We start from the raw sequence: 19,452 nt of genomic DNA on the forward strand, positions 1-19,452 counted from the left end.
ACGTTCATCGAGCCCGCACAGGGCATCGGCATCCCGACCACGAAGGACGGACACCCATGAATCACGTGATCGAACTGGAGGGCGTGGCCAAGCGGTACGGCGGCGCCGACGCCGCGGCGCTCGGACCGGTCGATCTCGGCGTGGCCCAGGGCGAGGCCCTGGCCGTGACGGGGCCGTCCGGCAGCGGCAAGTCCACGCTGCTCAATCTCATCGCCGGTCTGGACCGGCCGAGCGAGGGCGCGGTGACGGTGGCGGGGCAGCGCATCGACCGGCTCGGTGAGCACGCGCTGGCCCGCTTCCGCCGCGAACGGATCGGCATGGTCTTCCAGTTCTTCAACCTGCTCGACGACCTCACCGTCGCCGACAACATCCAGCTCCCCGCTCAGCTGACGGGAACCGCCCGGCGGGCGGCGGCCACGCGTGCCGGTGAGCTGATGGAGGTGCTCGGAATCCAGAAGCACGCCCTCGCCTACCCTGGGCGGTTGTCCGGGGGAGAGCGCCAACGGGTCGCGGTGGCAAGGGCGTTGGTGAACAAGCCCGCACTGCTGCTGGCCGACGAACCGACCGGTGCGCTGGACAGCGCGTCGGGGCAGGAGGTCCGGGACCTGCTCGTGGATCTGCACCGCGGCGGGCAGACCGTCGTCCTGGTGACGCACGACCTGGAGCTGGCCCGTGCGTGCGCGCAGCGCACGATCCATCTGGTCGACGGCAAGGTCGCCCTCGACACGCACGCGGAGGCCGTCCGATGACCGGGTTCGGCAACGGTGCCCTCGGGCGGGTCGTGCGCTCCGGGGTCGGCAGACGGCGCGTCCAGACACTGGTGATCGCGGTGGCCACCATGATGGCGGTGGCCTCGGCCGTGGTCGCGGGGTCCCTGATGGTCGCCACCAACGCTCCCTTCGACCACGCCTTCGCGCGGCAGCACGGAGCGCACCTCACCGCCCAGCTCGACCCGAAGCGGGCCGACGCCGCCCAACTCGGCGGCACCCGGGGCCTGGAAGGGGTCACGGCGAGCGCGGGACCGTTCCCGACCACGACGATCAACCCGATCGGCCCGGGCGGCGGACACCTGCCCGCGCTGACACTCGTCGGACGGTCCGGTCCCGGCAAGGACGTGGACGCACTCGACCTGAAGTCGGGCCGGTGGCCGAGCACATCGGGTGAGATCGTGCTGTCCGCCTCGTTCGGAGGCCCGGATCTCAGGCTCGGCACGACCCTGCAGAGTTCCGACGCGGCGGACGCGAAGACGCTGACCATCGTCGGCTTCGCACTGTCCGCGAGCGGGAGCGCCGACATCTGGGCGACCCCCGCACAGGTCAGGGCCCTCGCCACGGGACAGAGCGGCCTCACGAACCAGATGCTCTACCGCTTCGACTCCGCGGCCACGAAGGCGCAGATCACCGCCGACCGCAAGAAGCTCGCCGCCGCCCTGCCCGCCGGGGCGCTGGTCGGTACCCAGTCCTGGCTGGACACCAAGCGCGCCGCCGATCAGGGCGCGGCGGCGACGATCCCGTTCCTGTTCGCGTTCGGCGTGCTCGGCATCGTCATGTCGGTGATCATCGTCGGCAGCGTGATCAGCGGCGCCGTCGGCACCAGCCTGCGCCGGATCGGCATCCTCAAGGCCATCGGATTCACCCCGCGCGAGGTCGTACGGGCCTACGTGGCCCAGGCGTTGATCCCCGCCGCGGCCGGCATCACCCTGGGTGTCGTCCTCGGCAACCTGCTGGCCGTGCCGCTGCTCAACGACACCGAGTCCGTGTACGGAACCGTGTCGCTGTCGGTGGCCTGGTGGGTGGACGTCGTGGTGCCCGCCGGCGCGCTCCTCGTGGTCGCGGTGGCGGCGCTGGTGCCCGCGCTACGGGCCGGGAGGCTGCGTACGGTCGAGGCCATTGCCGTCGGCAGGGCGCCGCGCACCACGCGCGGTCAGTGGGCGCACCGCGCGGCCGGGCGGCTCCCGCTGCCCCGACCCGTGACGTACGGCCTCGCGAGTCCCTTCGCGCATCCCGTGCGCGCGATCGCCATGGTGCTGGCCGTGACCTTCGGGACCGTGGCCGCGACCTTCGCGGTGGGACTGACGCAGTCCCTCAACGCGGTGGCGAACGCACAGGATCCCGAGAACAGCGCCGATGTCACGGCCATCAGCGGGGCGGGCTCGGGCCCCGGCCCCGGCCGGGTGCAGAAGGCGCCCGCAGCCAACTCCGGGCGCTCTCCGGCCGGTTCGGGGTCGAACCAGCAGCAGTCGTCGGCCGATCCGGCCGCGGTGCGCGCCGCGATCGCGAAGCAGTCCGGCACCGCCTCGTACTACGGCACGGCGACGGGCGACGCCACGGTGGCCGGGATCTCCGGCACCGTCCGCGCCACCCTCTACCAGGGTGATTCCCGTGCCGGCAGTTACGAGATGATCGCGGGTCACTGGATCACCGGGCGCGGACAGGTCGTCGTTCCCACCCACTTCCTGGAGCGGACCGGCACCAGGATCGGCGAGTCCGTGCGGGTGACGTTCCAGAAGGAGACGGTGAGCCTGCGCATCGTCGGCGAGGCCTTCGACACCTCGGACGACGGCATGCGGGTCCACGCGGACCTGGCCAGCTTCTCCCGGGCGAAGCCCGAGGCCTTCCACATCGAGGTCGAGCCGGGGGTCTCGCCCGCCGACTACGCGCGGAAGCTCGCCGCGGTGGTCGAACCGCTGGGCGGCGCCGCCTTCGCCGAGTCCGCCCCGGAAGGGGAGAACATGATCGTCCTGCTGGAGGCCATGGCCGCGCTCCTCACCCTGATGCTGGTCTCCGTGGCGGGCCTCGGCGTGCTCAACTCCGTCGTCCTCGACACCCGCGAGCGCGTTCACGACCTGGGGGTGTGCAAGGCACTCGGCATGTCCCCGCGGCAGACCGTGAGTCTCGTGCTCGCCTCCGTGGCCGGGATCGGCGTCGTCGGCGCACTGATCGGGGTCCCGGCCGGCTTCGCGCTGCACGACTACGTCCTGCCGGTCATGGGAGAGGCCGCGGGCACCGGCCTTCCGCCTTCGGTCCTCGACGTGTACGACGCCACGCAACTGGTGCTGCTGGGACTGGCCGGAGTGCTCGTCGCCCTCATTGGCGCGATGGCCCCGGCGGGATGGGCGGCCAAGGTCCGCACGGCCACGGCCCTGCGCACCGAGTGACCGACGCGCCCGCGACGCCGTGCGGTGCCCGCCGAGCCATGGGGGCGCGAACCGCACGGCCCCGGGGGCGCACGTCACTTACGCGGAGAACGCTTCAGCTCCTCGGCAGCCGACGCCGGGCGGTCGTGAGCGTCACCGCGATGTCGTCACAGACTGTCCACCATGGCCGTCACTCTGGTTGACCGGCCGAGGGGCCGGTGGTGGGCGGGCTGCTCCACAACGGCGGCTGTCGTGCTCGTACTTGGACGCGGCACCGCTCAACCGCAGTTGAGCAGGCCCGCCTTCTGCTTGGCGTTCAGGATGCGGTGGACGCTCTGGCTGACCTGGGTGCTGAAGGTCGAGCTCTGGGTCATCCGGCTCTGCACCGCCTTGGTCATGGCCGGGATCAGGTTCGGTTCGACCGTCAGGACCATGTCGCCGCCCGCCGAGAGGAACTTGACCGCGCGGTCGCCGGGGGCCACGGCCTTCACCGCCACGGCGTTCCCGAGATCGTCAGAGATGACCACGCCCTTGAACCCGAGGTCCTTGCGCAGCAACGTCTGGATCACCTTCGAGGAGAACGCGGCCCGGTTGTTCGGGTCGATCTTGCTGTACGTCGCGGAGGAGATCATCACGAACGGCGCCCCGGCCTGGATCCCGGACTTGAACGGCGTGATGCTCGAACTCGTGCTCGTCGTCACCGTGTCCACGACGCCTGCCGTGGTGTCGGTGTTCCCACGGACGTAGCCGAGTCCGGGGAAGTGCTTGAGCGTGGCCAGGACCCCGGACTGCAGGGAGCCCTTGAGGAACGCGTCGCTGTGCGGGGCCACGACCGCGGCGGTATGACCGAACTCGCGGTTGAACTTGCCGATCGGAGGATTGGCCGTGCCCAGGCTCGCCGGCACGACGTCCGCGACGGGCGCGAGGTTCAGGTTCACGCCGGCCGACTTGAGCTCCTTGGCCCACCCGGCCGATTCGCTCTGCAGGTTCGTCGTCGTCCACGTCCCCTGCGTCAGCGCACTCGGGATGGTCGAGAAACCGGGGCCGGACAGCACCTGTACCTGTCCGCCCTCCTGGTCGGTCGACACCAGCAGGCCCACCCGATGCCCGGCCACGGTGTCCGCCTTCGCCTGAAGGCCGTCGACAACGGACTTGGTCGCCGTCGTCCCGGCCTTGCTGCGCCCGGCGAGGAACACCGAGCCGACGTGGTACTGCTGCATGAGGGCGATCCGGCTGCTGTCCGGAGCGGACGGCGTGACCCCTCCCATGAACAGCTGGCCGACCCGCTGCGCGGACGTCATCGCCGAGTAGGTCCTGTCGGCGCACGTGGACGCCGCGAGCTTCGACGCCGGAGTGGAGGGATCGATCGTGGCCGCCCGGGAGACCTGCACACCTCCCACTCCCGCCGCCGCGAGAGACACAGCCAGCGCCGAGGCGAGCCAGACACGTCGACTGACGCCGGAGCGGTGGGTGGGCGACTGGTGCGATGCCATGAAGATACTCCGAGGGTGCCTGGTGGGGACCGCTTGTATCTTGAGCGGGTAGTCAGTTGCCGTGTACAGCTTACCTCCGCGCACATGGCCGGGATCCGAGCGTGTGGCGCTGCCTTGCACGGCCCCGACACGTGCGCTGTGCCGAAGCTCGTCGCGTCACCGAAAACGGCGCATATCTCCCCATAAGGGTAGTGGGGGTGATCGGGGACTTCCACCGATCCCCGGCAGGCCCTGGATTCCGCGGTCTTAGGCCCCGTGCTCCCCGGTCTTAGGCCCCGTGCTCCCCGGCCGCAGGCCCTGCGCCCCCGGTCGTAGACCCATGGGCTCCCCTGTCGTAGACCCCGGACTCCGCCGCCGCGCCCCCGCTGGCCCCTAGAACCGCATGCGTCCGGTGCCCGCCCCGCGTCCACGCGGGAACCGCTGGATTCGGCCCCGCAGATGTCGAGGAAAGTGTTCGGCGGCGACTACGGTCACGAGGAGCGGACGCACGTCACGAGCGGAGGGAGCCCCCGTGCTGAAGCAGGTCGCGGACGGTGTGCTGATCCATGAGAGCGAGTTCGTGCGGAGCAACGCCGTCGTCGTCCCCGGCCACGGGTTCGTCGGCCGAGGCGATGAGGTGCGCGCGGATCGCCCAGGATCGCGCGTACGTACAAGCCCTGCGTGACGCCCAGGCCCCCGGCGACCCGAGACTGGGCTTTCGGCCACGTCCGGCAAGGACTGACTGCCGGGGGCGCACGAGCGGCAACTCCGGCACCTCGCCAGGAGATAGCGGGCCCGACGGGATACCCGGCCGGGCGATCCTCCGCGACGGGCACCCGCGCCCGGCGGACATGAGGCGGTCGGTGCTCAGCAGTGGTACCCGTCGGGGCACTCGGGGAACAGTACGGTGAAGAGCAAGACGGCGAGGACCAGCCCGCTGGACACCGTGGCCATGGCCAGGAACCGCCCGCGTGCCTTTCGCCGGCCCCGGACCTGAGCCACCACAAGCCCCGCCGCCGGAGCGAGCACGGTGGCGAGCAGGGCCATCACGCCGAAGACCCGGTTGACCTCTCGCCGGGCGCCCGGCACCCCAGGGCGCGCGTGATCGCCGGGGCGGACAACAGGAGGGGCGCGGACACCCACCACCACGACAGTGCACTGATGAGCCGATCCGCTCGTGCCGGCACCGGGCCGGCCGATCCCGTTCCCGCGTGACGGCGTTCCGGAGCGACCCCAGGCGATGGCATGCCCGCATCCTGGTCGGGTGGGATGAGCCGACGGCAGATTCAGGCCTCGGACAGTTCCTGGGCTCACCTGCGCCGCACCCGTACGGAAGGCGCCCACCGCGATCTGCTCGCCGCCGACCCTCGCACCACGGCCATCGCCCGGATCGCCGCCCACCGGGGCTTTTCCTGGCCCGGCCACTTCGCCGCCCACTACCGCGGCACCTACAAAATCTCACCGCGCACGACCCTGCATCTGCACACCTGAGGCCCCCCACCACTCGGAGCAGGGGCAAGATCATCAGCTGTGGCCCGTACGCGGGGTCTGGGCGGGCCGGCCCAACCTTCGCCGCCGCCGTCAGTGACTCCACCCGCACTTCCCACGGCGGTCTGGTACTGTGCGCGACGTCGGTCTGGGAGCTGTTCGAGGCGTGAGGAGGTGGGTTGATGACCGTCGGGTTCGGTGCTGCCGTGTGCAGTGCTTCCGCCATCCCCGCCTTCCGGGCCCGGGGCTGACGCAGCGACCCTTCGTCCGTTCAGTTCTCCGGGTCCTTGATCTCTCGACAAGGAACCCTTCTCTCGCCATGAGCGACTCTTCGTTCGACCTGACAGATTTTCAGGACCTCATCGCCGTCGACGCTGCACCTCGCGCCGCCGCCTACCCGGCCGAGTGGGTACTCGAGAACCAGATGGGGCCCAATGCCCTCTGGCTCGTCGATGAGCTGACCGCCGCGATGGACCTCCGTCCCGGCATGCGCGTTCTTGACCTCGGCTGCGGGCGCGCCCTGACCTCCGTCTTTCTCGCCCGCGAATACGGCGTGCACGTCACCGCCGCGGACCTGTGGATCGACCCGTCCGAGAACTGGGAGCGGATCCGCGCGGCCGGCGTCGAGGACTCGGTCGTCCCGCTGCGCGTCGACGCGCACGACCTGAAATTCGCCGAGGAGTACTTCGACGCGGTGGTCTGCGTCGACGCCTACGAGTACTTCGGCACGGACCACTGGTTCCTGCCGTCCCTGCTGCGGTTCGTCCGGCCCGGTGGACAGATCGGCGTCGTCACCCCGGGCACCGTACAGGAGCTGGACGGACACGTGCCCGAGCACCTCGCGCCGTGGTGGGACTGGGATTACAACGGCTGGCACACCCCCCAATGGTGGCGGCGGCTCTGGGAGTCCTCGGGACAGGTGGCCGTCGACCGTGCGGACCTCCTCCGGGACGGCGCGGCGAACTGGCTCGCCTGGGAGGAGGCGGTCCTCGGGGCCGACCCCGAGCGTGGCTCGGCCGGCGTCGCCGCGATGCTGCGAGCGGACTTGGGACGGACACTGGGATTCGCCCGGATCGTCGCCCGGAAGCCGGAGACGGAAGCAGTCGGGGACGGTGGCGGGCGGACCTCGCTGTGGAAGCCGCCCGTCGCCGAACCCGGTCTGCTGGCCGAGCGGTTGACGCTGCCGCAGTATCCGCGGAGCGCGGCATACGACCCGGTGTGGGTCATGGCCAACGTGATGGGACCGCACCCGCTGTGGCTGATGGAGTGGCTCACCGGCGCGATGCGGCTGGAGCCGGGCATGCGGGTGCTCGACCTCGGCTGCGGGACGGCTCTCACCTCGGTGTTCCTGGCCCGCGAGTTCGGCGTGCAGGTCACGGCGGCGGACCTCTGGATCGGACCGGGGGAGAACTGGAGGCGCGTGCGTGAGGCCGGCACAGGCGCGGGATCGGTGGCGCCGCTGCGTGTCGAGGCGCATGAACTGCCCTTCGCCGACGGCTACTTCGACGCGGTCGTGAGTGTGGATGCCTACCATTACTTCGGGACGGACGTCCGCTACCTGCCGACGCTGGCACGGTGCGTGCGGCCCGGCGGGCAGATCGCGATGGCGGCACCGGGCACCCGGGACGACCTCGACGCGGAGCCGGTGCCGGAGCATTTGTCGCGGTGGGCGGCCGACGCGGACTTCTGGACGTTCCGGACCGCTCAATGGTGGCGGGGGACCTGGGAGCGCAGCGGGGTGGTCACGGTGGAGACGGCGGACGCCTTGGAGGACGGTTGGCGGGAGTGGCTGCTGTGGAACCGCGCCTGTGCGGAGTTCGCCGACTTGGAGTGGACAACCGGTCCGGCCAAGGAGGACCCGATCGTCGCTGACACGGGAGGCTTGCTGACCCTCGCCAGGGTGATCGCGTCCCGAAACTGAGCCCTCCGACGCCGGGCGCCGCACGACAAGGCCGGGCCCGGACTCCACCCAGGAGCCCGGGCCCGGCCCCGTCGCGCCCGCGGCGCGCAGGCTCCCGGGAGTTGGGCCGGATCGAAAAAGATCGAGCTGCGGCGCAACCGTCTCCGGGGGTCGGCAGTCGTCTTGAACGAAAGATCCACCGTGCCGGGCCCGTCAGCCGGGGCGCGGCACCGCGTGGTCTCCGCATGGACCGGCGTTCGGCCGTGATCTGGTGAACTCGCAGGGTTCACGGACGCTGTCCGTCGACCTGTGGCCGTTCGCGGTCTCGCTCGCCGCCGGGGGCGGTGCCGTACCGTGCGCGTTTTGATTGTTCACTTTCTTAGGCAGGGGTAAATGAGACGGATAATAGGCCGTTTAGCAACGCTGTGCACCGCGCTGTTCGCGGTGATCGCCATGTCGGCCGTGCAGGCGCATGCGGAAGCGCGGCCGGTGCCCGTCACGGCCGGCGACAAGTACGCGCTCAGGTCCGTGGGCGCTGACGGCCTCTACGTGTCTGCGGAAGTCACGAACAGCGGTGACCGCGAGGGCATGCTCCGTGCGCGCAAGTTCGCGGACTCTCCCGCAGAGCTGGGATCGTGGGAGAAGTTCACGCTGCACACCCACGACAAGGGGTGGACCGCCACTCTGCGTTCGGAGGCGAACGGCAACTACGTCGCGACCGAGCGGAACGACTCCGGTAGCCATCAGAATCTGCTCCGGGCCCGGAGTTCGAACGTCGGCGAATGGGAAGAACTCCACCTCGAGAGGCAGGCGGACGGTACGTACGCTCTGAAGGCCTGGACGAATGACGGTTACAAGTACGTGACCGCCGAGATGTACGACCCCGGAGACGACAAGGGACTGCTGCGGGCACGGGGTGACTCGGTCGGGTCCTGGCAGAAGTTCGAGCTCGTCTTCCTCGGCGAGGAGAACGCGAGTGACGAAGGGGGACGCCCTGACCCCGCTTCTCCCGCGCCGGCGGCCGACTTCCGCGTGATGTCGTGGAACGTCTGCGCCAACAACAACACAGAGTGCCTGAACAACGGGGTGGGCGGCACGGACCTGGGGAGCCAGATCTCCGACCGGCTGGGTTCCAGAGAGGATGCGAAGCAATACCGCGCCCTCTTCCTCCAGGAACTCTGCGAGTCGCACGCCAAGGCGATCGAGCAGGCGCTGGAGAGCAAGACGGGCACCGGATGGGACGTACGCTTCGCCCCCATCAAGTACACCATCGACGGTTCGTCCTCGAAGGCCGCCAAGACCTGCAACAGAACCAAGGTCGGGTCAGAGGACCGAGGTGCCTACGGCATCGCCCTCGCGGTGCCCGACTCCAACGTCTGGTACACGTCGTACGACCTTCCCTCGCCGCAGAACCAGACCATCGTCAACAAAGAGGGGAAGGAAGTGTGGACGCGGATGGAACAGCGGACCGCTCTGTGCGCTGTGCTTCCGGCTCAGGCCCTGCAGTTCTGCGGGGTCCACTTCAGCTCCGGCGCGGCAGAAGATGACCCGCACGGAGTGAAGCGCCTGGAGCAGGCCGCACTGCTGCAGAACATCGTCCATTCGTACACTCCGGACGGCTATCGGACCGTCTACGGCGGCGATTTCAACTCCGTCCCCTCGGACTCCGCCTCGACGGACACGCCCCACACCGTCATGGACTCCGCTTACGCGGCGGACAAGGAATGCGACGAGGGGCAGTCGAGCACGCGGCCTCGCGACGGTCAGGTCACCAAGCCGTTGGACAATCGCAAAATCAAGATCGACTACCTGTTCGGTCCGCCCTCCGCGGACATCTCACCGTGCAACGTGGTTGCTGACGCCGGAAATTCGGACCACTATCCGATCAAGGCACGCTTCCAATTCTGAGAGCAGTGACGCGACCTTGGTCCGCAACGCCCCGCAGGCGTTCCGGACCAAGGTCCCACTGGTCCGCGCGGTACCGAAAGGCGGCAGCCCGGAAGAGCACGAAGCATGCATCGCCGCGGACGCTCTCGCCGCAGCGCCGGGTGCCATCCGCACGCACCTCGCCGCGGACCTGGCCGCACGGCGTGGGCAGCTCCGCCGCACATGGGGGCCGGGGATCAGCGACCCGTGCCCCCAGTTCCGCACGTAGGCGGGGGCAGCGCGCGGGCGGGGCCGGCGACATGCTCGGCTGTCCCTGGCAGGTGGTCTTGGGAGGGGGCCGTGACCGGGCGGGCGGGGAGCGGGGGTTGACCGGTGGATGCACCTGACCCGACGTCTGCTCACCACGGCGGCCGCCGTCGCCGTCGTCCTCGCGACCGCCCTGTCCACTGCTCCACAGGCCGCTGCCGCTTCCGCACCCCGCGCGTCGACCTGGGGCCGTGCGTCGGTTGGCGGTGCGGAGGCCAGGCGTGGAACGAGGTGGACCGACCGCCCCGGCTCTCGCCGCACCGGAGAGCGGGGGCGCGTGCCCGGCGGCGCCGAGGACCCAGGCCCCGAGTATCCGGGACCGTGGCGGTTCAGGCCCCGGCGACCGGTTCGTCGAGGGCCGCGAGGGCGGTGACGGCCTCCGCCTGGCGTGGGTTTCCCAGCGCGGCCAGGGCGTCGCGGGCGGCGAGCAGCGTCTCACGGGCCTCCGGGTGGCGCAGCGCGCCGAGGACGAGGCCCAGGTCGAGCCGTGTCGGCTCGGCCCAGGCGGGCATGCGCAGGTCCTGGAAATGGGCCAGGGCGCTGCGCAGCGGCGCTTCCGCCTCGTGCCGGCGGCCCAGGGCGGCCAGGTCGTTGCCGATCTGCTGCCGGGCGACGGCGCGGTACGTCGCGATCAGCTCGTCGGGCAGCCCCGGAGGACCGGCGTCGCAGATCCGCTCGCAGCGGCGGTGGATGCCGAGGGCCTCCGCCGGCCGCCCGGCCTGCCGCAGGTAGCCGCCGAGGGCGTTGAGGAGGGACAGCTCGGCCGGGCGGGCCTGCGGGGAGTCCTGCGCGCCGAAGCTGCGGGCGGCCTCACGCATGCGCGCGAGGGCCTCCTCCACCAGGCCCAGCCGGTGCAGCGCCCCGGCGCCGTACCCCAGGGCCCAGCCCGTCTGGAGCCCGTCCTCGCCGTCACGGGCCGCGGCGAGCGCGGCGTCGGCGGTCTCCAGGGCGGCCCGGGGATCGTGGACGCAGAGGTTGTACGCCCAGGCCAGGTAGTTCAGGTGGACCGCCTCCAGCCGCCTGCTGCCCAGCGCGCGGGCCGCGTCGGCGGAGCGGCGGAACACCTCCACCCACTGCTCCCAGTGCTGGTTGAGGTCGGAGAACCAGTGCATCGCCTCGGCGGTGTCCACGACCTGCCGGTGGAGCCCGGTCTCGTGGGCGCGGCGCAGCGCGGCCAGCCACTGGAAGCGTTCGGCCTCCAGCCAGGCCCGCGCCTCCTCGCGGTCGGCGGGCGCCCCGTCGGGGGCGGGGTCGCCGTGCGGGGCGTCTTGGTGGTGCTCCACGTCGAAGCGGAGGGCGGCCGCGGTGGCCCGGCGCAGCACCCACCGGTCGGTCCGGTCCAGCGCCGCCTCGCGGACCCGGGGTCCGTCCTCCGCCGCCAGCCGCTCGGCGGCGTAGAGCCTGAGCAGGTCGTGGAACCGGTAGCGCTCGCCGACGGGGTCGCTGTGCAGCAGCCCGGCGTCGGTCAGTTCCTCCGCGCAGACGGTCGCGTCGGCGCAGGACAGACCGGCCAGGAGCCCGCCGGTCGCGGGGCTGAAATCGGGTCCGGCGGCGAGGGAGGCCCGGCGCAGGAACGCGCGCGCCTCGGGGCGGAGCTGGGCGTACGACAGGGCGAAGGCGGCGCTCACCCCGAGGCTCCCGGCCCGCAGGGTGTCCAGACGGCGGCCCTCGGCGGCGAGTCGGCTGACGAGCTTGCCGAGGCGCTCGTGCGGCCTGCTCAGCAGCCGCTGGCCCACGATCCGCAGGGCGAGCGGCAGGTGTCCGCACAACTCGGCCAGGTCACGGGCTGCCTGTGCCTCGGCCCGGACCCGCTCCGGCCCGACGATTCGGGACAGAAGCTCGACGGCTTCCTCACGGCGCAGCAGGGCCAGGTCGACGCGGTGGACCGACTCCAGGCCCGCCAGGGCGTGCCGACTGGTGACGACCGTCAGCGACGGCCCGGTGCCGGGGAGCAGGGGGCGGACCTGCGACTCGTCGGCCGCGTTGTCGAGCAGCAGGAGCACTCGCCGGTCACGGAGCACGGACCGCCACAGGCCGGACCGGTCGTCCGTGCCGACCGGGACCGCACCGTCGGCGACACCCGCCGCCCGCAGCAGCCTGCCCAGGACGTCGTACGGCGCCACGGGCTCGGGATCCATGCCGTGCAGGTCGACGGCGAACTGCCCGTCGGGGAAACGCGGCGCCAGCCGGTGGGCTGCGTGCACCGCCAACGCGGTCTTGCCGAGCCCCGGCTGGCCCGCGACGACGCTCACCACCGCACGGGCGGCGCCGGCCCGGTCGGCGAGGTCGCACAGCCGGGCGAGGGCCGGGCCGCGGGCGGTGAAGTCCTGGATGTCGCGCGGCAGGGCGAGGGCGTGGGGGGCGGCGGGTGCGGAGGCCGTCCGGGGGCGTGGCCGACCCGGCGCGGCGGCCCGCTCCAGCCGCCGGGCGGCCGCCTCGTCCAGCGCGAGCCCCGCGGCCAGTGCCTGCACGGTGCGGCGCTGCGGACCGCGCGTCCTGCCCCGCTCCATGTCCGCGAGCGCGCGCACGCTCACCCCACAGGCGTGTGCGAGCGCCTCCTGGCTGAGCCCGGCACCGGTCCGCAGCGCGCGTAACTGCTGCCCGAAATCGCCTGCGGCGGGCGTGTCACTGGCCACGGTCGATGCCCCCGCTCCCGGCTCGTCCGGGTGCGAGCCTCCGGCAGAAGTATCGCGGACGCCACTTCTGCCGGAGGAACCGCCTGGGCCGCCGACGCGGCGAGTGGTCCACTCGAGGCGGGCGAGGGACCGACCAACCCTCCCCTCGCACACGGCCGCGTCCGTGCGCGAACCACCGACCATCGGGGAATCCCACATGACCGACACCAACCAGCAGTCCGCCGCGCTCTCCAGGCGCACCGTCCTGGCGGCGGGGGCACTGACCGCCGCGGCCGTGGCGAGCCAGACGAGGTGGGCGCCCGCCGCCTCGGCCGCCGCCAAGCCCGCCATCTTCTACGCGCCCCACCAGGACGACGACGCGATCGGTCTGGCCGGGTCGATCCTGGAACACAAGGCGGCCGGCCGGCCCGTCTACCTCGTCCTGGTGACCGATGGCGCCAACCCCGATCTGGCCCAGCGGATGAACGCCGACCCGTGCCCGCTGACCACGTGGAGCAGTCCGCACCCCTGCGCGGCGGGCGGACACCACGGCCTGTCCTGGCCGACCGACGGTACCAGCAAGATCGTCGCCGCCCGGACGGCCGAGTTCATGGCCTCCGCCAAGGTGTTGGGCGTGGACAAGGTCATCAACTTCAAGATCCCCGACGATGGTTCCGTCGAGGGCTACAACAGGCTCGTGAGCCGCATCACGACCAAGGTGAAGTCCCTCGCGGAGCAGTACCCGGGCGCTTCGCACAAGTTCTCCGCCGGGTGGCTGGACCGCACGGCCGCCCACAAGGCCTCCAGTGACGCGGCCTACCGGCTGATGAACGACCGCGTGATCTCGGACGTCCGCTTCCACCACATCTACGCCTACGTCCTCCCCCGGGACCGGCGCGCGGACGGCGCTTCGTACGTGCTGAACATCCCCAGCGCCCACATGGCGATCAAGCGGAACTCGATCTACGCCTACAACACCTGGGCTCCCAGCCGGAATCTGTACGCCCTCGGCTACCACAGCGTCCCGGACTGGCTGGAGAACGCGCACAACGATCCTCGCGAGTTCGTGTGCACGCTGCCGTCCGACTACCGGCCGGGCAAGATCGACTGACCGCCGCACGGGGCGCGACCGCGGCGGACACCTTCCGGCCGAGGTCGCGCGGAGGGGGGCGTGCCTGTCAGGGAACACCGCGGCGGCGGTCCCGGGGATGGGGCCGCCGCCGTGAGGGCGTGCTGCCGGCTGGGGTTCGGCTTGAGGGTCCGTCATCAGGGATCGTCTCGTAATGGATCACGGTGGGTGTGTTGCGCCGCCATGAACTCACAGATCGCGACGGGGATTTACTCGCTCCACTGATCCCGCGAGCCGTGACGGGCCGACCTCGCGCCGAGGACCGGAAGATCATCAATGGCGTGATCGGCACGATCCGCACCGGGATCTCCTGGCGCGACCTGCCGGCCCGTCACAGCCCGTGGAGGATCGTGTCACCCGCTTCCGCCGCTACGCCCTGGGCGGTGTGTTCACCCGGACCCTGCAGCAGATCCAGGCCCGGGCCGACGCGGTCGGCGACACCGACTGACCGGTCCAGATCGACTCGACCGTCGTCCGAGCCCACCAGATCTCCGCCGCCACCGGCCGAAGAGGCAGCAGCGGTTGGACGAACCGGACATCATGCCCTCGGCCGGCTGAGGGCGGTGTCGGGGTGGCGTTCCTCGGCGATCCATTGGGCGAGGGCTGCCAGTGTGGTTTCGGCGCTGTCCGCCATGTAGTCGCTCAGCGCGTCGAGGTCGCCGAGCGTGGTGCCCAGCACCGGGTCGAGGCGCAGGAGTTGCCATGACTGCCGGACGACGGTTCCGCGTCCTTGGGGCGCGAAGGTCCAGCTCCATCGCACGATGCCGTCCTCGGCGCCGCCGACGACGAAGATGAAGGCGGTGCCGGGTTCGGCCCGCGTGATCTGGGAGCGGGTGGTCCACTGCTTGCCGTTCCTGTGGTTGCGGCCGCTGAACCAGGCGCCCGTCAGGGGGCCGGCGTCCTGGTCGAAGGCGACGTCGGTGGCGTCGGGGCTCCACCGGTGGATGGCGGACACGTCGCTGATGAGGTCGTAGACCTGTACGGGGGCGGCGTCGACCCATGCGCGCCTGGTGAAGGTGAAATCTGCCGCGTTCAAGGTCTCGAAGGGGTCGTGTTCGCGGGTCGTGCTGCTCAAAGCGTTCCTCCTGTGCGAGTGCGGGATGCGGTGGGAACTCAGCTCATCGCCGCTCGGGCCGGGGAGCCAGTCCCCCTGGTGCCTATCCCCGGCTGGGAGAGGCTGTGCGTCACGGGGTCGGCACATACTCGTTGCCATGAACGGGACATCACAGCTGGGGGACTTCCTGCGGACGCGGCGCTCGCAGCTGCGCCCCGAGGAGGCCGGCGTGCCCACCTACGGGGAGCGCCGTCGGGTGCCGGGTCTTCGCCGCGAGGAGCTGGCACTGCTGGCGGGGGTGAGCGCCTCCTACTACACGCGCCTGGAGCAGGGGCACTCACTGGGCGCCTCACCGGAGGTGCTGGACGCGATCGCCCGGGCCCTGCGGCTGGACGAGTCCGAGCGCCGGCACCTGCACGACCTGGCCCGAACGGCCAAGCCCCGCAGCCGGCGGCGTCCCGCGCCGGAGCACCTGACCGAGCCCACCGCCCAGCTGCTGGACACGCTCGGGCACGTCCCCGCGATCGTGCTCGGCCGGCGCAGTGACGTCCTGGCGTGGAACCGGATGGGCCACGCGCTGTTCGCCGGACACCTTGACCCCGGTGCCCCGGACGTACCGGCGCAGCGCCCCAACATGGCCAGGCTGGTCTTCCTCGACGCCCACACCCGCGATCTGTACGCGGACTGGCCGGGCAAGGCCAGGGCGGTGGTGGGGAATCTGCGCCTGGTGGCAGGCCAGTACCCGCAGGACGCCGCACTGCACACGCTGCTGGGTGAGCTGAGTGCGAAGAGCGAGGACTTCGCCTCGATGTGGGCCGACCACCGGGTCAAGGCCTGCACGGTCGCGCAGTACGAGATGCGTCACCCGCTGGTCGGCTCACTGACCGTGACGCAGCAGACCCTGAGTCAGGGGCCGGGCCCCAGCCTCGTCGTCGCGACCACCGCGGCGGGCTCACCCTCGCGAGCCGCCCTGGAACTCCTGGCCCAGGCCACCACCCCGACCGCCCCCGCCCGTTCGGACAGCCGGCTCAACGCCGGCTGACCCCGCACTCCTGGCTCCCGTCCGGCACCCGCGGATGCCGTTCCGGCCCGGGTGTCCTCCCACTCTCCACCCGCATGTGCCGGCGTGCCGCTGCCGCATGCCCGAAATCAACGAAGGAACACCGTGTTCACCAAGTTCACCAAGTTCACCAAGTTCACCAAGTTCACCAAGTTCACCAAGACCGCCGTGTCAGCCGCCGTGCTGACCGCCGCCGCGGTCGCGATGGCCGCACCGGCCCCGGCGTCGGCCGTCTCCGACCCGCTCGGGTGTGCCCGTACCGCCGTGCACTTCGACCTGGCAAAGGGTCAGACGCCGGAGAACATCGCCCTGAGCCCGGACGGCACCGCGTACGTCACCCTCGCCAAGGCCCGCCAGATCGCCGCTGTCTCCCGCAGCGGCAGCATCCTGATCCTGGCCACTATGCCCGCACCCGCCGACGCCGGCATCCACACCCCGGCGCTGGGCTTCCCCCTGACCACCGGCATCACCCGCGCCCAGGACGGCACCCTGTACTTCCTGTACGCCACCGGCACCGCGGACCTGACCGGCATTTGGCGCCTGCGCCCGGGCGGCCTGCCGCAGCGCATCGCCGCCCTGCCCGCCGCCGGCCTGCCCAACGGCCTGACCCTGGACCCCCGTACCCGCACCCTGTACGTCACCGACTCCGCCCTGGGCACCATCTGGCGTGTTCCGGCCTCCGGCGGCACCGCTACCGTCTGGTCCACCGACCCGGCGCTGGCCCCCGTCGGGTTCCTCGGCGCCAACGGCCTGAAGATCCACAACGGGGCGCTCTGGGCCACCAACCTCGACAAGGGCACCATCGTCCGCATCCCGATCCTGACCGACGGACGCCCCGGCACCGCCCGGGTCACCGCAACCGGCCTGACCGGGATCGACGACTTCGCCTTCACCGGTCGCGGCGACCAGATCATCGCCGCTCTCAACACCGTCAACCAGGTCGCCCTGATCCGGCCCGACGGCACCCACACCACCGTCCTGACCGCCGCCGACGGCCTCCAGGGCCCGACCTCCATAGCCCTGCGGGGCAACACCGTGCACGTCGCGAGCGCCGCCTACCTCACCGCGGAGGACCCCAACCTCGTCCTCGCCCACTTGGGCGTGAGCGACAATCGGAGGCGTGATGACGAAGGTCTTGCGCGGTGATTCGACCGGTGCACTCACACTCTCCTGGGCACGCTCAGACCTGCTGCCCCCAGGGCGCGAGTTGTGAAGCGGGCGCGGAGAACTCTCCCTGGAGAGAGTCGTGAATCCGTTCCCGTACAGCAGATCGTTGTCCTGAATGCGATTGCTTCCGGCCGACGGGAAGATCTTGATCTCGTCGTCCGGAGACGATGATTCCGTCGATTTCCAGGGTGGCCCGGAGGCTCTGGCTCTTCCCCCCGACAGTATCGAAGGATTCGCTTCGGGGGCGGACCAAGGAGATCGTCTGCACGTGGACCGCTTTCCGGAACACGACTGTCTGACGGAGGGTTCGGGATCGATGGTTGTTGCCATCGACGACGAGTGAAGCCCTGACCAGGTCGGACAGCGAGACGTCGATCAAGCAGGTCAGCAACGAAGGGCCCAGGTCACCGCAGTGACCTGGGCCCTTCGGCGTGAAGGCGACCAGGACAGCCTCCGGTCGATCCGCGGCGACGTCGCTTGGTGTGGGTCCGTGGGAGGACCCTCAGGCACCGCGCGCCGGGTACCGGCCGTTCACGCGGGGCCTGTTGTCCGGATGGGGGATCTTCCGCGGATCCGCATCAGTCCCAACCGTATGAGCGTCATCACCAAAGCCGTTTTCACCCTGGAATAGCAACGCTCAATACAATCTTTCCCATGTCCAAGCCTGACGAACTGCTCGTTGACGTCGCCACCCTGGTGGAGTCCGGGCGGAGCAACCAGATGTCCCTGACCGTGGTCACCGGTGGTGCTGTCATCACCGGTCGGCTGGCTCCCGAAGCGGTGTGGAGGCAGCGGGTGTCGGACGTGCTGACGGATTCCGCCCGCCTGGGCGAGTTCTCCGCCGTCTTCGACACCCCTGCGAAAAGCGACGGACCGCCCGCGTATCTGCACTTCCATGTCGCCCGGATCCTGCAGGGCACGGTCGGAATCCCGGAGACGGGCGGGATGTACCGCGTCGCGATCGCCGAGGTCAGCGCCTGGACCATGGGCGACTTCAGCTACTCCGACCACTGAGCCACCACTGCGACGGGAACCCCTTGCGAGCGGTGTGGGCCCGGCCGGCGCATGCCGGTCGGGCCCACACGGCTGTTCAGGTGTCGGTTTCGTGCCTGTTTGCCTCGGTCGGACGGACACGGGAGTGCCGAGCGTCGCGGAAACGGGCTCGGGGCGCGTACCGGGGAGGGCGCGGCGGGTGAAGCCGAGCTGCGTCATCGCGCGGAGGACTTCGGCGGCGATGAAATCACGGCGGTCCTGCCGGGTGATGCCCCGGCCGACTTGCTTGACGGGGTAGTGGCGGCGGCCGAGGGTCACGGATGCGCCGGAGCCCGCTCCTGCTTGATGCTTCGGCATTGGCTGACCCATCCGAGCAGCATCCGCCCCCGGACGGTATACCTGCCGCCCGGCGCGCGGCGGGTCGGCGCACCCGGCTGCCACAGTGGCGACATGACCACCGGCACGCCCTCGCCGTTCTCGGGGCCAGTCCGGCGGCCGGCCCGGAGGTGCTGCGCCTGCCCGTGGGGAACGCGCTCGCCGAACGGGCCGAGACGCTGCGCCGCCCTGGTCCGACGGTCAGAGACCCACTCGTGAAGAGTGTGCCCCGACCGGCGTGTCCCGAACATCGAACTGCCACACACGCTGCGATATTCGCGGAGGAGTTGGCGTGAAGGCACTGATCGAAGGAGGAAACCCATGGTGCGTGTCGGGCTGTTGGTCCGGGTAGAGGCGAAACCGGGTAAGGAAGCAGAAGTGGCTCAGTTCCTGAAAGACGCGCAGGCGATCGTCGACCAGGAGCCCGACACCCGCGCCTGGTTCGCCGTCCAGTTCGACAGGTCCACGTTCGGCATCTTCGACGTGTTTCCCGACGACGCGGGTCGACAGGCGCACCTTGCCGGAGGCGTTGGCGCGGCACTCGGGGAGCGGGCAACAGAGTTGTTCACCGTGTCGCCCGTGATCGAGAACGTCGACGTACTGGCATCCAAGCTCCCGACATGACCCCGGACGGATCAGCAGGACACGAGAGATGACGCAGCGAGTTCTGTCGCACGTTCATCAGCCTGCTGCTCAGACATTCCCGGCCGCCAAGTACAGGCCCCGATAAGCCCACAAAACCGACCGCTACATCCTCACTGGTGTCCTGCGCCGATAACTTCGTCGCTCGTCTCCATCCTTTACGAAGCATCTGTCCAGGAATGGGGAAGGTGATCGATCCCCGGGCGTTCCGTGCAAGCAACGCCGTTG

Annotated in this window: 14 protein-coding genes and 2 pseudogenes; 11 read left to right on the top strand and 5 right to left on the bottom strand. The window is 70.8% G+C overall.

Going from position 1 to position 19,452, the window contains the following annotated elements; translation table 11 throughout:
• Window positions 1-56 precede the first annotated feature (56 nt).
• Together ACFYYF_RS31760 and ACFYYF_RS31765 are read left to right on the top strand one after the other, a co-directional pair.
• Window positions 57-749, top strand: coding sequence for an ABC transporter ATP-binding protein (locus ACFYYF_RS31760; RefSeq protein WP_388780927.1), 693 nt, complete (start codon window positions 57-59; stop codon window positions 747-749).
• The gene (locus tag ACFYYF_RS31765) at window positions 746-3,157 is read left to right on the top strand and encodes an ABC transporter permease (protein ID WP_388780928.1); all 2,412 of its coding nucleotides are present in this window, start codon (window positions 746-748) and stop codon (window positions 3,155-3,157) included. Before ACFYYF_RS31760 ends, ACFYYF_RS31765 begins: the two co-directional genes overlap by 4 nt.
• A gap of 257 nt (window positions 3,158-3,414) precedes the next feature.
• On the opposite strand, the gene ACFYYF_RS31770 is transcribed toward ACFYYF_RS31765, so the two are convergent.
• Both ACFYYF_RS31770 and ACFYYF_RS31775 read right to left on the bottom strand, forming a co-directional pair.
• Window positions 3,415-4,629: a glycoside hydrolase family 3 N-terminal domain-containing protein gene (locus tag ACFYYF_RS31770; RefSeq protein WP_388780929.1), complete on the bottom strand. Its 1,215-nt coding sequence runs from the start codon at window positions 4,627-4,629 to the stop codon at window positions 3,415-3,417.
• An 846-nt stretch (window positions 4,630-5,475) separates the two neighbouring features.
• Window positions 5,476-5,751, bottom strand: coding sequence for a hypothetical protein (locus ACFYYF_RS31775; protein WP_388780930.1), 276 nt, complete (start codon window positions 5,749-5,751; stop codon window positions 5,476-5,478).
• A gap of 126 nt (window positions 5,752-5,877) precedes the next feature.
• Between ACFYYF_RS31775 and ACFYYF_RS31780 the strand changes: the two genes are divergently transcribed.
• From ACFYYF_RS31780 to ACFYYF_RS31790, 3 genes are all read left to right on the top strand, one after another.
• Window positions 5,878-6,099, top strand: coding sequence for a hypothetical protein (locus ACFYYF_RS31780; RefSeq protein ID WP_388780931.1), 222 nt, complete (start codon window positions 5,878-5,880; stop codon window positions 6,097-6,099).
• Window positions 6,100-6,415: 316 nt separating this feature from the next.
• Entirely contained in the window at window positions 6,416-8,017 is a 1,602-nt protein-coding gene (locus ACFYYF_RS31785) for an SAM-dependent methyltransferase (protein ID WP_388780932.1), read from the top strand.
• Window positions 8,018-8,389: 372 nt separating this feature from the next.
• Complete coding sequence (locus ACFYYF_RS31790) at window positions 8,390-9,904, top strand: endonuclease/exonuclease/phosphatase family protein (RefSeq protein WP_388780933.1); 1,515 nt, start codon at window positions 8,390-8,392, stop codon at window positions 9,902-9,904.
• Window positions 9,905-10,518: 614 nt separating this feature from the next.
• Here ACFYYF_RS31790 and ACFYYF_RS31795 read toward each other — a convergent pair.
• Entirely contained in the window at window positions 10,519-12,825 is a 2,307-nt protein-coding gene (locus ACFYYF_RS31795) for a helix-turn-helix domain-containing protein (RefSeq protein ID WP_388780934.1), read from the bottom strand.
• Window positions 12,826-13,021: 196 nt separating this feature from the next.
• Between ACFYYF_RS31795 and ACFYYF_RS31800 the strand changes: the two genes are divergently transcribed.
• Together ACFYYF_RS31800 and ACFYYF_RS31805 are read left to right on the top strand one after the other, a co-directional pair.
• Window positions 13,022-13,915: a PIG-L deacetylase family protein gene (locus ACFYYF_RS31800; RefSeq protein WP_388780935.1), complete on the top strand. Its 894-nt coding sequence runs from the start codon at window positions 13,022-13,024 to the stop codon at window positions 13,913-13,915.
• A 254-nt stretch (window positions 13,916-14,169) separates the two neighbouring features.
• Window positions 14,170-14,226 (top strand): annotated as a pseudogene (locus ACFYYF_RS31805) (hypothetical protein); the annotation flags it as partial.
• 245 nt (window positions 14,227-14,471) lie between these two features.
• On the opposite strand, the gene ACFYYF_RS31810 reads toward ACFYYF_RS31805, so the two are convergent.
• A complete protein-coding gene (locus tag ACFYYF_RS31810; protein WP_388780936.1) occupies window positions 14,472-15,008 on the bottom strand; it encodes an SRPBCC family protein in 537 nt (178 codons plus the stop codon).
• Window positions 15,009-15,144: 136 nt separating this feature from the next.
• Here ACFYYF_RS31810 and ACFYYF_RS31815 point away from each other — a divergent pair, with 136 nt between their 5' ends.
• From ACFYYF_RS31815 to ACFYYF_RS31825, 3 genes are all read left to right on the top strand, one after another.
• On the top strand, window positions 15,145-16,029 hold the full coding sequence (locus tag ACFYYF_RS31815; protein WP_388780937.1) for a helix-turn-helix domain-containing protein: 885 nt from the start codon (window positions 15,145-15,147) through the stop codon (window positions 16,027-16,029).
• A 222-nt stretch (window positions 16,030-16,251) separates the two neighbouring features.
• Window positions 16,252-17,193 (top strand): SMP-30/gluconolactonase/LRE family protein, encoded by a 942-nt coding sequence (locus tag ACFYYF_RS31820; protein WP_388781002.1) that lies wholly within the window; start codon window positions 16,252-16,254, stop codon window positions 17,191-17,193.
• A 675-nt stretch (window positions 17,194-17,868) separates the two neighbouring features.
• A complete protein-coding gene (locus tag ACFYYF_RS31825) occupies window positions 17,869-18,228 on the top strand; it encodes a hypothetical protein (RefSeq protein WP_388780938.1) in 360 nt (119 codons plus the stop codon).
• Between the two features lie 111 nt (window positions 18,229-18,339).
• Here ACFYYF_RS31825 and ACFYYF_RS31830 read toward each other — a convergent pair.
• A pseudogene (locus ACFYYF_RS31830) lies at window positions 18,340-18,537 on the bottom strand (SCO5918 family protein); the annotation flags it as partial.
• 366 nt (window positions 18,538-18,903) lie between these two features.
• Here ACFYYF_RS31830 and ACFYYF_RS31835 point away from each other — a divergent pair.
• Entirely contained in the window at window positions 18,904-19,206 is a 303-nt protein-coding gene (locus ACFYYF_RS31835) for a putative quinol monooxygenase (protein ID WP_388780939.1), read from the top strand.
• Window positions 19,207-19,452 lie beyond the last annotated feature (246 nt).

It is taken from the genome of Streptomyces sp. NPDC001914, assembly GCF_042891215.1.
In the GTDB taxonomy this organism is placed as follows: Bacteria; Actinomycetota; Actinomycetes; order Streptomycetales; family Streptomycetaceae; genus Streptomyces.